At 63.0% G+C, this 13,009-nt stretch carries 17 protein-coding genes and 1 tRNA gene; 8 read left to right on the top strand and 10 right to left on the bottom strand.

The genetic code is table 11. The features are described 5' to 3' along the window. Positions 1–25: 25 nt before the first annotated feature. The 5 genes from ROE7235_RS02565 to ROE7235_RS02545 all read right to left on the bottom strand — a co-directional run bounded on the left by ROE7235_RS02565 (position 26) and on the right by ROE7235_RS02545 (position 4,072). The gene (locus ROE7235_RS02565; RefSeq protein ID WP_121093091.1) at positions 26–1,207 is read right to left on the bottom strand and encodes a M24 family metallopeptidase; all 1,182 of its coding nucleotides are present in this window, start codon (positions 1,205–1,207) and stop codon (positions 26–28) included. A 66-nt stretch (positions 1,208–1,273) separates the two neighbouring features. Further along, the gene (locus ROE7235_RS02560; protein ID WP_121093090.1) at positions 1,274–2,650 is read right to left on the bottom strand and encodes an aminotransferase; all 1,377 of its coding nucleotides are present in this window, start codon (positions 2,648–2,650) and stop codon (positions 1,274–1,276) included. A gap of 78 nt (positions 2,651–2,728) precedes the next feature. Further along, complete coding sequence (locus ROE7235_RS02555) at positions 2,729–2,968, bottom strand: DUF8831 family protein (RefSeq protein ID WP_121093089.1); 240 nt, start codon at positions 2,966–2,968, stop codon at positions 2,729–2,731. 71 nt (positions 2,969–3,039) lie between these two features. Next, positions 3,040–3,570 (bottom strand): cytochrome b, encoded by a 531-nt coding sequence (locus tag ROE7235_RS02550; RefSeq protein ID WP_121093088.1) that lies wholly within the window; start codon positions 3,568–3,570, stop codon positions 3,040–3,042. Between the two features lie 10 nt (positions 3,571–3,580). Beyond that, positions 3,581–4,072, bottom strand: coding sequence for a CREC-EF hand family protein (locus ROE7235_RS02545; protein ID WP_121093087.1), 492 nt, complete (start codon positions 4,070–4,072; stop codon positions 3,581–3,583). Positions 4,073–4,142: 70 nt separating this feature from the next. Here ROE7235_RS02545 and ROE7235_RS02540 point away from each other — a divergent pair, with 70 nt between their 5' ends. The 4 genes from ROE7235_RS02540 (at position 4,143) to ROE7235_RS02525 (ending at position 6,706) form a co-directional block, all read left to right on the top strand. Then, a complete protein-coding gene (locus tag ROE7235_RS02540; RefSeq protein WP_183073284.1) occupies positions 4,143–4,601 on the top strand; it encodes a MarR family winged helix-turn-helix transcriptional regulator in 459 nt (152 codons plus the stop codon). A 57-nt stretch (positions 4,602–4,658) separates the two neighbouring features. Beyond that, a complete protein-coding gene (locus tag ROE7235_RS02535) occupies positions 4,659–4,883 on the top strand; it encodes a hypothetical protein (protein ID WP_121093085.1) in 225 nt (74 codons plus the stop codon). Positions 4,884–4,988: 105 nt separating this feature from the next. Next, positions 4,989–6,170: an RSP_2647 family RNA methyltransferase gene (locus ROE7235_RS02530; protein WP_121093084.1), complete on the top strand. Its 1,182-nt coding sequence runs from the start codon at positions 4,989–4,991 to the stop codon at positions 6,168–6,170. Continuing rightward, complete coding sequence (locus tag ROE7235_RS02525; RefSeq protein ID WP_121093083.1) at positions 6,170–6,706, top strand: RSP_2648 family PIN domain-containing protein; 537 nt, start codon at positions 6,170–6,172, stop codon at positions 6,704–6,706. The genes ROE7235_RS02530 and ROE7235_RS02525 overlap by 1 nt, the downstream gene beginning before the upstream one ends. 51 nt (positions 6,707–6,757) lie before the next feature. Here the strand turns inward: ROE7235_RS02525 and ROE7235_RS02520 are convergent, their stop codons facing one another. Together ROE7235_RS02520 and ROE7235_RS02515 are read right to left on the bottom strand one after the other, a co-directional pair. Beyond that, the gene (locus ROE7235_RS02520; protein ID WP_121093146.1) at positions 6,758–7,549 is read right to left on the bottom strand and encodes a sulfite exporter TauE/SafE family protein; all 792 of its coding nucleotides are present in this window, start codon (positions 7,547–7,549) and stop codon (positions 6,758–6,760) included. 26 nt (positions 7,550–7,575) lie between these two features. Further along, entirely contained in the window at positions 7,576–8,001 is a 426-nt protein-coding gene (locus tag ROE7235_RS02515) for a SufE family protein (protein WP_121093082.1), read from the bottom strand. Between the two features lie 134 nt (positions 8,002–8,135). Here ROE7235_RS02515 and ROE7235_RS02510 point away from each other — a divergent pair, with 134 nt between their 5' ends. Next, positions 8,136–8,603, top strand: a complete 468-nt coding sequence (locus ROE7235_RS02510) for a hypothetical protein (RefSeq protein WP_147434158.1) — start codon at positions 8,136–8,138, stop codon at positions 8,601–8,603. A gap of 97 nt (positions 8,604–8,700) precedes the next feature. On the opposite strand, the gene rnd is transcribed toward ROE7235_RS02510, so the two are convergent. Beyond that, positions 8,701–9,867 (bottom strand): ribonuclease D, encoded by a 1,167-nt coding sequence (gene rnd, locus ROE7235_RS02505; protein WP_121093145.1) that lies wholly within the window; start codon positions 9,865–9,867, stop codon positions 8,701–8,703. Between the two features lie 118 nt (positions 9,868–9,985). Here rnd and ROE7235_RS02500 point away from each other — a divergent pair. Then, positions 9,986–10,062, top strand: a tRNA-Pro gene (locus ROE7235_RS02500). A 108-nt stretch (positions 10,063–10,170) separates the two neighbouring features. Here ROE7235_RS02500 and ROE7235_RS02495 read toward each other — a convergent pair. Beyond that, positions 10,171–10,977 (bottom strand): ferredoxin--NADP reductase, encoded by an 807-nt coding sequence (locus ROE7235_RS02495; protein ID WP_121093080.1) that lies wholly within the window; start codon positions 10,975–10,977, stop codon positions 10,171–10,173. Between the two features lie 220 nt (positions 10,978–11,197). On the opposite strand from ROE7235_RS02495, the gene ROE7235_RS02490 reads away from it, so the two are divergent. Further along, positions 11,198–11,659 carry an Lrp/AsnC family transcriptional regulator gene (locus tag ROE7235_RS02490; protein WP_121093079.1) on the top strand — a complete coding sequence of 154 codons (462 nt, stop codon included), beginning with the start codon at positions 11,198–11,200 and terminating at the stop codon, positions 11,657–11,659. A 65-nt stretch (positions 11,660–11,724) separates the two neighbouring features. Then, on the top strand, positions 11,725–12,333 hold the full coding sequence (locus tag ROE7235_RS02485) for a COG3650 family protein (protein WP_121093078.1): 609 nt from the start codon (positions 11,725–11,727) through the stop codon (positions 12,331–12,333). Here ROE7235_RS02485 and ROE7235_RS02480 read toward each other — a convergent pair. Next, complete coding sequence (locus ROE7235_RS02480; protein WP_183073282.1) at positions 12,323–12,772, bottom strand: DUF1499 domain-containing protein; 450 nt, start codon at positions 12,770–12,772, stop codon at positions 12,323–12,325. The two genes, ROE7235_RS02485 and ROE7235_RS02480, sit on opposite strands and share 11 nt — an antisense overlap. Between the last annotated feature and the right edge of the window lie 237 nt (positions 12,773–13,009).

Raw genomic sequence — 13,009 nt, 5'->3', positions numbered from 1 at the left:
CGTCCGCGCCCGTCAGGGCGCCCCCTTATTTAACAAAGATCTCGCGCGGGGTATTGCACAGCAGTTCCGGCCCGTGTTCGGTAATCAGCACCGGCTCGGTCAGTTCCAGCCCGCCATCCTCTAGCCAGAGTGCGGGCATGAAATGCATCACCATGCCGGGTTTCAGCTCGGTCATGTCACCGCGCCGCAGCGACAGCGTGCGCTCGCCCCAATCGGGCGGGTAACTCAGCCCGATGGAATAACCGCAGCGGTTGTCCTTCTCGAAGCCGCGTTTGTTCAGTGTTGCGTTGAACGCATTGGCCACGTCTTCGGCGCGCCCGCCGGGGTGGCATTGCGCAAGCCCCGCTTCGGTCGCTTCCAGAACCGCCTCTTCGGCATGGCGATACAGGTCCGGCACAGTGCCGAAAAACAGTGTGCGCGATTGCGGGCAATGGTAGCGGCGGTGCACGCCCGCGATCTCGAAAAAGGTCGATTCGCCCGCGCGCATGGGCCGGTCATCCCATGTCAGATGAGCAGAGGTCGCATCCAGCCCCGATGGGGCCATGGGCACGATGGCGGGATAGTCGCCCCATTGTCCATCCGCGCCTTCAATCCCGGCGCGCGTGATCTCTGCCACCAGCTTGTTCTTGGGCATCCCCGGTTCGGCCACGTCCTGAATGACCTGGTGCATCCGTTCCACGATCCGCGCGGCACGGCGCATATACAGCAGTTCCGATTCCGATTTGACCAACCGTTGCCAGTTTACCAGCCCCGTTGCGTCCTCGAACCGGGCCTCGTGCAGATGGTTGACCAGCGTGTGATGCGCGGCGGCGGAATAATAGTAATTGTCCATCTCGACCCCGATCCAGCCGGTATTCCAGCCACGATCGACGATCAGTGTGGACAGCGATTCCATCGCGTGTTTCTGAGGGTTCTGAACATAGGTGTCATCATAGGGCACAACACTTTCGGGGCTGCGCATGAACACGGTGCGCGCGGCCCCCGGACCGTCAATGCCACGGCCCCACCAGACGGGTTCGCCCTCCATCGGCAGCAAGATCGCCTGATGCACATAAAAGGTCCAGCCATCATAGCCGGAAATCCAGTTCATGTTCGATGGGTCGGAAATGACCAGCAGGTCGATCCCGCGTTTTTCCATCTCGGCGCGGGTGCGTGCGATGCGCGCTTCGTATTCGGCATCGGTAAAGTTCGGGTTGGTGGTGGTCATGGGCGTGCGGTCCTGTGGCGCGAGAACGAAAAACCCCGACGCGAAGGACGCGCCGGGGCAGGTGGATCAGAGTGCGCCTGTGACGTCTTCCAGCGCTTGGGCTGTCACATCCGCGACCTTGTCGACCTCTGCGGGCGTGATGCACAAGGGCGGCGCAAACCCGATGATCTCGCCCTGCGGCATCGCGCGCGCGATCACGCCATGCTTGGCCATGGCCCCCACAACCTGCGCGGTGGTCTTGTCGGCGGCGTCGAAATCGGTGCCTGCGTCGGGGTCGCGCTGCAATTCCACGGCGGCCATCAGCCCTTCGCCGCGCACATCGCCGACAAAGCGGTGGCTGCCCAGCCGTTCGCGCAGCGCGTTTTGGAAATACGCCCCAGTCTCGCGCGAATTCTGGACCAGTCCCAGATCATCCACCAGTTTCAGGTTTGCCACGCCCGCCGCCGCGCCGATGGGATGCGCGGAATAGGTCCAGCCATGGCCGAACGGGCCGAACTTATCCGTGCCCTCTTCCAGCACCTTGAACACGCCGTCGCTGACAATGCTGCCCGACAGCGGCGCATAGGCCGATGTCAGCCCCTTTGCGATGGTGATGATATCGGGCGTGATTCCGTAATGGGTGGACCCCATCATCGTGCCCAGACGGCCAAAGCCGGTGACGACCTCATCCGCGATCAGCAGGATATCGTGCTTTTTCAGGATCGGCTGGATCGCTTCCCAATAGCCTGCGGGCGGGGGGACAATGCCGCCGGTGCCAAGGATCGGCTCGCCGATAAAGGCACCGATATTGTCCGCGCCTTCGCGCTCGATCAGCGCCTCCAACTCTGCCGCGCAATGAGCGGTGAACTCGGCTTCCGACATATCCCTGCGCGGGCGGCGGAAATAGTAGGGCGCTTCGGTATGCACGACCTCTGCCATGGGCAGGCCGAATTTGGCGTGGAACGGCGTGAGGCCGGTCAGCGACCCGGTCACAAGGCCGGACCCGTGATAGCCGCGCCAGCGCGAGATGATCTTGCGCTTTTCGGGGCGCCCTTTCACGTTCCAGTAATACCAGACCAGCTTGACGTTGGTTTCATTCGCGTCCGAGCCGGACAGTCCGAAATAGACCCGGTTCATATGCGCGGGCGCGCGCTCGGCGACCATATGCGCCAGAGTGATGGACGCTTCGGTTCCATGGCCGACATAGGAATGGTAATAGGCCAGCTCATGCGCCTGTTTGGCGATGGCCTCTGCGATTTCGGTGCGCCCATAGCCCACGTTTACGCAGTAAAGCCCGGCGAACGCATCCAGAAAGCGGTTGCCGTCGCGGTCCTCAATATGCACGCCGTCGGCGGTGGTCACGATACGGGTGGCGCTTTCGCCGCGCGCGTGCTGCGCGAAATGCGTCGACGCGTGCAGGAAATGCTCGCGGTCCCACTGGTTGAGCTGGTCATTGGTCAGCATCGGATGTCCTTTCTTACCCGTTTTGCGGGCAGGTCTGTTCAGGGGGTGGTCGGGCTTTTGTCCAGCGGGGCCAAGCCCTTATGGAGTTTTGCGCACCAACCGGTAGCTTCCCTCGGGCAGGTCAAGCGCTGCGGCCAGATCGCGCAGTTGCGACAGCGACAGCGTGACGACCGCTTCGGTCTGCGCGCCCGCGTCGAACTGCGCCACGCTTACCCGGTCATCGGCGGCGCGGATAACGATATCCTCGCGCAGGCTGGGGCTGCCTTCGTCGATCAGGGTGATGATGGTCGCGTCGAAATCATGCTCGATGGTAAACATGTCGGGCACGCTAGCCCAGAGCAGGGGCTATTGAAAGGGGGCAGACCGAATCCCCTTGGGGCGGGCGCGGTTTATTCGCCGCGGCCCCGCCAGATCCGCTGCAAGGTCGCGTCTTTCAGCACAAAATGATGATAAAGCGCGGCCCCCACATGCCCCGCCAGCAGCAGGCCAAGCGCAATAGCGGCAACCCGGTGGCCCAGTCGCGGGGGCAGATCAGTCAGTTCCGGCATCGGCGCGCCGCCATACAGCGCGCCGGGCAAGCCAGAGAGCACCGACATGGCAATCCCGCTGGCCAAGAGTGCCAGAAGCGCTGCATAGATCAAGCGGTGCACCCAATGCGCAAGCCCCGCTTGCCATGCGGGGACCGACACCAGGGGCGGGGGGTTCGCCAAACCGCGTGCCAGATTGACCAGCCGCGCCACTGTCAGGGCCAAGACAAGAATCGCCACAGGCAAATGCACCTGCAAGGCCTGAACCTTGGTCGCGGGATCGTCCGACAGACCGGCGCGCAAGCCGCTTCCCACAAGAACCATGATCAGCGCGGCGCTGCCCCAATGCAGCGCACGCACGGTGGGGCTGTAGCCTGTTGCCTGAACCGACATGGCGCGCCCCTTACAGATCGGGCCGGATCGCGGCACGCATGGCGACCATCATCGGAAAACCGCCGATGAATTCGCTTTCGCTGAGCAAGGCGTCGCCATCCAGATCGGCGCGGCGGAAATCATGCGACATGGCAATGCGGTATTCACGCTCGTTCAGGCTGTCATTGCCGTCGCGGTCCCAAAACGCGTAGACAATCTTGGACGCCGTGACATAGGCCTCGCCGCGTCCCTGCGTTTCGGCAATGCGCGCAAAGCCCGGATCCCAGCTTGCGAATTCGGCGTAGCTCACTTGGCCATCGCCATCACCATCCATGGCCGCAAAGGACGAGGCGCGGAATTGCTCGATATCGCCCATATTGACATGATCCCCACCGGGGCTGAGCATACTGGCAAAGATGGTTTCGGCCAGCTTGCGGCCTTCAATTCCGGCTTCGTCGCTCTGGGCGCTGGCCTGGCCTGCAAGGGCCACAAGAATTATAGCAGGAAGTGTCAGTCTGGTCATGGCTTCTCTCCGTCGGGGGGATGGTCTATAAGATTCAAACAAGGTAATTATTTACATGACAACAAATAACATGGCAACAAAAAATCCGACCGCCCCGACCTCACTTGGGCGGGAGTTGAATTTTGCCGCGGGCGCGGGGAATGCCGTGGTCGCCCGCTTGCTGGCCCCGTATGACCTGAGCCTTGCGCAATGGGCGGTGTTACAGACGCTATGGCGCAATGGTCCGCTGAAACTGGTCGAGATTGCGCGTCTGACCGGCAACGCCGCCCCCGCAACCTCTCGGCTGGTGGACAGGATGGTCGACGCGGGCCTTGTGACCCGGTCAGAGGTTCCGCAGGACCGCCGCACCGTGACCGTTGCCGTCGCGCCGCGTGGCGAGGAGTTGCGCCATCTGCAAGATATCTATCAACAGGTGAACGCGGTTTTGATGCGCGACCTTACGCCAGAGGACGCGGACCGCCTGTTCAACCTGCTGGCGCGGGTGGAACGCGCGGGGCGCGACTGGCTGGACCAAACGGGTGCAGGCTAGGCGCAAACCGCCGCAAGGGAAGTTTGCCCTTTGCGGTTTCCGCGCGATAACGGCTGCATGACCATTTTCAGGCCTATCACCCTCATACGTCTTGGGCTGGCGCTTTTTGTGCTGGGTTTCGGGTATTCCGTTTTCCATATCGGGATTCCGTATCAAGATCCGACACCCGAAATGCTGGCATATGAGCGGTTTCATGGCATGATCGGGGACCGCATTTTGCTGATGGGCATAGCGCTATTCGTGTCGGGCTGCCTTTGGGGGCTGGTGCGGCGTTTGCGCTAGCGCGACAGCCGTATAGCGGACGGGTTCGTCCCCCGCGCCCCTTTCCCCGCCTGCACAAAGCGGCTATGGCCTGCGGTCACATCCCTGCTCAGGAAAGCACCTCTCATGCCAACGATCCGCCTAAAACCCAAGGCCGAAGCCCGCGCCATCCGCCATGGTTTTCCGTGGGTCTTTGCTAACGAGGTTGTGACCGACCGGCGCACCCGTGCGATTGCGCCCGGAACATTCGCGCAGCTAGAGGAACATGACGGGCGCGCCTTGGGGCTTGTGACGGTCAACCCCGCCTCCAAGATCATCGGGCGGATGATGGACCGCAACCCCGAAGCGCAGATCGACCAAGCATGGATTGCGGCCAAGATCACCCATGCACTGGCCATGCGCACAGCACTTTACGACACCCCGCATTACCGGCTGGTCCATGCCGAGGCTGACGGGCTGCCCGGCGTGGTCATTGACCGGTTCGGGGATGTGGCCGTGATCCAGCCCAATGCCGCTTGGGCCGAGGTCAATTTCGACCTGATCGCCGGTGCCTTGGCAGACGTGACCAGCGTGGCGACGATTATCCGCAACGGTTCTGGCCGCGCGCGCAGTCTGGAAGGATTGCCAGAGGTGACGGAACTGGCACGCGGCACGCTGGACGGGCCTGTGCCGGTGCCGATGAACGGGGCGACCTATATGGCCGATGTATTGGGCGGGCAGAAAACGGGCTTGTTTTTTGACCAGCGTCCGAACCACGCGTTTGCCGCCAAGCTGGCCAAAGGCGGCACGATGTTGGATGTCTTTGCGCATGTCGGCGGCTTTGCGCTGGCAGCGTTGGCGGGCGGCGCGACACAGGCTTTGGCAGTGGACAGCTCCGCCCCCGCACTGGCCTTGGCCGAAGCGGGCGGCAAAGCCAGCGGCATGGGCGACCGGTTCGAGACCCTGCAAGGCGACGCCTTCGACATGTTGCAAAAGCTGGCCGATGAAGGCCGGCGCTTTGACACCGTCATCTGTGACCCGCCCGCTTTCGCGCCCAACAAGCCCGCGCTGGACGCCGGTCTGCGTGCCTATGAGCGCGTGGCGCGCGGGGCGGCGGCACTGGTGGCGCCGGGGGGCTATCTGGGCCTGTGTTCATGCTCTCACGCCGCAGACCTGACCAGCTTTCGCAATGCGTGCGCGCGCGGGATCGGGCGTGCGGGGCGGCGCGGTGTCATCTTGCACACCGGTTCTGCCGGACCGGACCATCCGCAATTGCCGCAACTGGCGGAAAGCGGCTACCTGAAAGCCGTGTTCTTCCGGCTGGACTGATGCGGCTTGTTCTGGATGCCTGTGTGCTCTACCCCACGGTGCTGCGGGAGTTGCTGATCGGGGTGGCCGCGCGCGGTGGCTTTGTGCCGCTTTGGTCGGCGCGCATCCTTGGCGAATGGCAACATGCGGCCGCGCGGCTGGGACCAGAGGGCGCTGCGATTGCATCGGGCGAAATCGCGGTGCTGCGCGCGCGCTGGCCCATGGCAGAGCTGCCCGCAGACCCCGTGCTAGAAGCCCGCTTGTCGCTGCCCGATCCCGCCGATACGCATGTTCTGGCGGTCGCGATGCGCGGCGACGCAGAGGCGATCGTCACGCTTAACCTGCGTGATTTTCCCCGCAACCGGCTGGAGGGGCTGCGCGCATTCTCGCCTGACGAAATGCTGATGGATCTGTGGCTGCAAGACAGTGCTCTGGTTGACGCTGCGGTGGCAGAGGTGCAGGCACGGACCGAAGAGATCTCTGCCCGCCCACAACCACTGCGGCCCCTGCTGAAGCGCGCGCAACTGCCGCGTCTGGGCAAAGCGTTGGGCGGGTAAGTTAAGCGTCGGCACCAGCGGCAGGGTGCGGCCTTGCTGTGCGCCGGATTTTCAAAACCCCAGCGATTTGCGCAGCATGTTGAGCGCCATCACCATGATGAAAACCGCGAACACCCGTTTCAGCGGTTTCGGGTCCATTGCATGGGCCAGCTTCGCCCCCATGGGTGCCGTAATCAGCGTCATTGCGACCACAAGCGCAAAGGCGGGCAGGTTGACGGCCCCGATGGTGAAAGGCGGGGCATCGACAACCGGCACCAGCAGAAAGGTCAGCACCGACGGCAGGGCAATGATTATCCCGAACCCCGCCGCCGTGGCGACCGCGCGGTGAATGGCCACGCCGTGCAGCGTCATCAGCGGCACGCCGAACGACCCGCCGCCAATGCCCATCAGCACCGATAGAAAGCCGATGACCGGCGCTGTCACCAGCTTCTTGATGCCTCCGGGCATTGCCGTGCCCAGTTGCCAGCTATTGCGGCCGAACCCGAAATAGAGGCCGATGAACATCCCCAAGACGCCGAAAATACCCTGTAGCACCACCGAGCGCAGGCTGGCCGCGACCAGCACACCAACGACCGCGCCAGCACCGATCCAGGCCGCCCAGCCGCGCAGGATGTCCCAATCGACCGCGCCCTTGCGGTTATGGCTTTGGACCGAGCGCGCCGATGTCACGATGATGGTGGCGAGCGACGTGGCCAAGCAGACTTGCATCAGTTGGGCACTGCCATACCCCATGGCGGAAAATGTGTAGAAAAATGCGGGCACCAGAACAATGCCGCCGCCAACGCCCAGCAATCCCGCGACCACGCCCGCGAAAGCGCCGATGACCAGCAATGTTGCGGCCATCTGCGCCAGCAGCCATGGGTCGGCGGTCACGCGGCGGCCTCTGCGGCCTTGATGCGGATACGTTCGACCATGGCGCGCAACCCGTTGGAGCGTTGCGACGACAGGTGTTGGTCCAGCCCCAGCCGGGCCAGTTCGGCAGGCGCGTCAATCTTGGGCACGTCGCCCACGGGCTGGCCCGCATAGAGCGCATGCAGCACGGCGATCAGCCCTTGCACGATCATCGCGTCGCTTTCGCCCGCGAAATCGAACACGGCATCGCGGCCGGTGCCGGCGATCAGGGGCTGGATCCAGACCTGACTGGCGCATCCATCGACCTTGGTCGCAGGAGTTTTCAACGCCGCATCCATGCCGGGCAGGGCGCGCCCCATCTCGATGACGTGGCGGTAGCGGTCTTCCCAACCGTCCAGAAACTCGAATGTTTCGACAATATCCTCGAATGCGGGGCTGGCCATGCGCGTTCCCTTTCGTGCTATCGCGACACAGGTAAAGCGCGCCCGGCGCAAGGTCCAGCCTGCGAGAGCACTTTTCAACGTGGCGCATTTGCGCTAACCCGAAAGCGTGCCTGTGCCAGATGAGGACTGACCCGATGCAAAAGCCCGCCCTTGCCGCCCTTGCCTTGGTGCTCGCGCTTGGCGCTTGCGGGTCGGGGAGCTGGTCGCGCCTGAACCCGATGACCTGGTTCGGCGACGATTCGGTCGAGACCATCGCCCCATCAAGCGGGTGGGCCAGCACTGTCGACCGCCGCGCCTTGGTGCCGGTCGTGTCGGACATGGAAGTGCTGCGAACCCCGGAAGGCGCGATTGTCCGCGCCCGTGGCACGACCGCGACTCAAGGCTGGTGGGACGTGCAACTGCGCCCTGTGAATGACGAAAAACCAGTCGATGGCGCGTTGATCTACGAATTCGTACTGGCAGAGCCGCGGCAGCGCACCGGCACTGGCCCGGAACAGTCGCGCAGTGTGAACGCCGCTGTGAAAGTGTCGAATTACACGCTTGCCGGTGTGCGGCGCATTGTTGTGCGCGGTGCGCAGAACGCGCGGAGCGTACGGCGCTAGGCGGCGCGCGGACGATTTCAGGCCATGAAGCGCCCAAAACGTCGGCGCGCAGTGGCACGGTCTACCAGAAGCGGTTGATGATTTCGGGCGGTGAGGGTCAGAGCGCGATGACTTCGACACGCTCGCCCTTGACCGCCAAGGCCAGTTCACCCGCGCATAGGCGCAAGGCATCCTGCCCGAACACATCGGCACGCCAGCCGCGCAGGGCGGGCGCGTCGCGCAGTCCGGCCGCGATCCCGTCCAGATCGGCGCTTGACGCGATGAGCTTGGCGGCAACCCCTTCATTGTCGGATTTCGCCTTGAGCAGAACGCGCAGCAAATCCGCGAGCGCGGGGTTGACCTGAAGGTTCTCACGCCCTGACGCGGCCTTGGGCATGTCATCGGGCGCGCATTCCAGCCCGCGCGCAACCGCGGCCAGAATTCCGTCCGCGATATCGCCGCGCCGGGCCTCGCGCAGCAACAAGCGCGTGCGACCAAGATCATCGGCGTTGCGCGGCTTGACCGCCGCCAGTTCCAGCAGGGCGTCATCCTTGAAGACCCGACCGCGCGGGATGTTGCGCTTTTGCGCATAGGCTTCGCGAAAGGCGGCCAACTCGCGCAGCAGCGCCAGAAACTTGCCCGAATCGTTGCGCGTCTTGATGCGTTTCCACGCGTCTTCAGGCCTGACGATGTAGGTTTCGGGATCGAGCAGAACCTCGATTTCCTCGTCCAGCCACGGCGCGCGCCCGGTTTCGGCAAGCATGGCGGCCAGTTTTTCATAAATCACGCGCAGATGTGTCACATCGGCCAGCGCATATTTCGCCTGCGCGTCTGATAGCGGGCGGCGCGACCAATCGGTGAAGCGCGAGGATTTGTCCACATTTGCCTTGGCCAGCTTGCGCGCCAGCGTCTCATACCCCACCTGATCGCCAAAGCCGCAGACCATCGCCGCGACCTGCGTATCGAACAGCGGACGGGGCAGGGTGTCGCCTTCGATGCAGAAAATCTCCAGATCCTGGCGCGCAGCGTGCAGCACCTTGACCACAGCATCATTGCGCATCAGCGCGTAGAACGGCGCCAGGTCCAGCCCGTCCACCAGCGGGTCGACCAAGACGGCGGGCCCGGAGGTTGGACCATCCGCACCGGGCAGCGCCATCTGCAACAGGCACAGCTTGGCGTAATAGGTCCGCTCGCGCAGAAACTCTGTGTCTATGGTGACGTATGGCGCAGCGTTGGCCTGTTCGCAAAAGGCGGCGAGCGCGTCGGTCGTGGTGATCAGCGGGATGGTCGTGTCTTTGGTCATGGCCCAGAGCCATAGGCAAAATCGCAAGGCTTGGAAAGAACTTCTTGGCGGGTGCCCCCTTGTCAAGCGCCCAAGCCCGTCTTATACGCCGCGACACGGTCGGAGTGTAGCTCAGCCTGGTAGAGCACTGTCTTCGGGAGGCAGGGGCCGGAGGTTCGAATCCTCTCACTCCGACCATTTTCACAGCAAGATTCTGGACGTTGCAGCCAACGCTTTGCCCGAGTGGCGCGCCCGTTTCCTGTGGCGCGCCATTTGAGTATTTAGGGCAAGATGAAGGGGATAGCCCTAGTCCACGAAGGCCTTCTCCACGACATACTCGGCGGGCGCGCTATTGGCACCCTCTGTCAGGCCAGCCTCTTCAAGCACGCGCTTGATGTCGAGATTGAAGTCAAGCGAGCCGCAGACCATGGCGCGGTCATGCGCCGGGTCCATGGGGGCGATCCCCAGATCGGTGAACACTTTGCGCGACGACATATTGTCGGTGATGCGGCCCATACGGTCGGAGGGTTCGCGTGTGGTGGTGGGGTAATAGTGCAGCTTGCCCGCGACCAGCTCGCCGATCAGGGGGTCTTTGGGCAGGTCTTCAACCAGATTGCGGCCATAGGCCAGCTCCGCAGCCTCTCGGCAGGTGTGCATCACAACGACCTGCTCATACTTCTCCCAGGTTTCGGGGTCACGCAGCAGCGAGGCGAAAGGCGCGATGCCGGTGCCGGTGGCCAGCATCCACAGTCGTTTACCGGGCAAAAGCGCATCCAGCACCAGCGTGCCCACGGGTTTGGGGCGCAGGATAATCTGCTCGCCCGGCTGAATGTGTTGCAAGCGCGAGGTCAGCGGGCCGTCGGGCACCTTGATCGAGTAGAATTCAAGCTCTTCATCCCAGGACGGCGAGGCGATGGAATAGGCGCGCAGCAGCGGTTTGCCATTGTCACCGATTAGTCCGATCATGACGAATTCGCCCGACCGGAACCGCAGGGATTGCGGGCGTGTGCAGCGAAAGGCAAACAGCCTGTCGGTGTAATGCGTGACAGATGTGACGGTCTGCGCGTCGGGCAGGGTGGGGGTTGCCTTGGTCGGGGCAGTCTGGTCGGTCATATAAGGCGACTCTCTGTTCGGGCGGTGGGTGCTGTCAAAGTCTTGAACGTGATACGTCTTTGCGCGCTCAGTAAGCCTTGATGCAGGTCAATATCAAGGTATCGGTCGTGCGATAAGGAGGAACTTTCACAGTTTACAGGAATATGTTCCAAAACTGGCTTTCATATTCGACCTCAATGAAATAATTTCCCAATGTGACCGCAATACATAAGAGAGCAGCATGACCGCAGAGATTGATGACCTTGATCGCCGCATTCTGGCCGAACTGCAGCGCGACGCCAGCCAGTCCCTAGATGAGATCGCGCGCAAGACAGGGTCCAGCAAGACCCCGGTCTGGAACCGTATCCGGAAATTGCGGGCGGCGGGCGTCATCCGCAATTATACGGTGTTGCTGGACGAATATGCGCTGGGGCTGGAAGCCTGTTTCTTTGTGCTTGTGCGGACCTCGTCGCATGAAGCCGGGTGGCAGGCCGCGTTTCTGGACGCGGTGCGCGCCCGCCCAGAGGTGATGGAGGCCCATAGGCTTGCGGGCGATATCGACTATATCCTGAAGGTCAAGGTGGCCAATGCCCGTGCCTATGATCGCTTCTACCAATCCCTGATTGAAGATGTCAGCATTTTCAACGTGACTGCGCTGTTGTCGATGGAAGAGATCAAGTTCACCACCGAAGTCCCGCTTTAGAACAGGAAGTGCTGAGCGGATGGGTTGCGATGTGATAGAGTCGCGCATCTGCGAAGGAGGTCTTGATGCGTCTGTTCTGGGTTTTCGTGATGGTGTGGCTGACGGGTGTCGGCGCGCAAGCGCAAACCTTGCCGCAGCTCTATGACGTGACGGGCGTTGCGGCGGATGATGTGCTCAACATCCGTGACGCGCCATCTGCAAGCGGTGCGATCATCGGCGCACTTGCTCCAAATGCCCGTGGGGTAGAAGTGGTGGCGCAAAATGCCGCTGGCACCTGGGGGCAGGTCAACGCGGGGGAGCGCGCGGGCTGGGTGAGCCTGCGCTACATGTCCGCGCGCGGTGTGGTGATCGACGCGTACAACCTGCCCGTCGGGCTAAGCTGTTCCGGAACGGAGCCGTTCTGGTCGTTGGACGCGGTTGGCGGCATGTTGCGCTACCGCACACCGGACATGGCACCGCGCGAGTTCTCTGTCTGGCTAGCGCAAGACAGCGGTATTGGCCGCGATCTGCGCCGCATGGTCCGTTTTGGCGGGGTTGGTGGGCCGGGGGTGGCGTTCCTGTATCCGGCAGCTTGCAATGACGGCATGAGCGACCGCGCGTTTGGTCTGGCGATCAGCCTGATGACGGGGCCGAGCAGCCCAATGCGCAGCGGCTGTTGCAGCCTTAGTCGCTAAGCGCTGCGACCCATGCCTCCAGTCGTGCGCGGTTGGCGCCCATGTCGGAATAGCCGTAGCGCGCGCGTGCAAAGGCTGTCAGGACGGATCCGTCGCCAGCCGGTTCGATAAAGACGCTGGTGTAGTCGGGAAAGCCCATTACGCGCGAGCGGGTGCGATAGGTCATATGCCCTTCGGACACGCGCCCCGCCAAAAGCGTGGCACCATCTGCAAGCGCCACCTCGTGCAGGCGTTCGGCCAAGGCTGTCGGGGCCGTATCGAAGATCGGCGCGGGGGCGTCGCCATCGCCCATCCGCAGCAAGTGGAAGTTGGGCGTGGTCGGGCGGGCAACCCGGCGCGGGTCCAGATGCCAGCGCGCGGGGTCGTTCGGGGCCAGCCGCACCCAGCCCATGCCGACAACCGCCGCAATCAGGAGTGTCAGTAGGATCAGTTTCAACATGGCGCCGCCCCTTGCCTTGTTCGACCGTGTCTTGATGACGGATGGCACCCTCGGGCGCAAGCCCGCGCCGTGTGTGCCAAAAGCATAAGCACCCGCGCATTCGTGACCGCCCATGACGCCGCTACACTTTGACAGCCCGCGATCCGGCCCAATACGATTGGATGCAAGACGTTCGCGCTTCGATTGCGGTAGAATCGGCGAAAAAGCTGCGCTAGATCAACGCACCGATTGCCAGAT

It is taken from the genome of Roseinatronobacter ekhonensis (assembly GCF_900499075.1).
Taxonomy (GTDB): Bacteria; Pseudomonadota; Alphaproteobacteria; order Rhodobacterales; family Rhodobacteraceae; genus Roseinatronobacter; species Roseinatronobacter ekhonensis.
The sequence above is the reverse complement of the archived record's forward strand: the minus strand, read 5'-3'. Positions and strand labels throughout refer to the sequence as shown.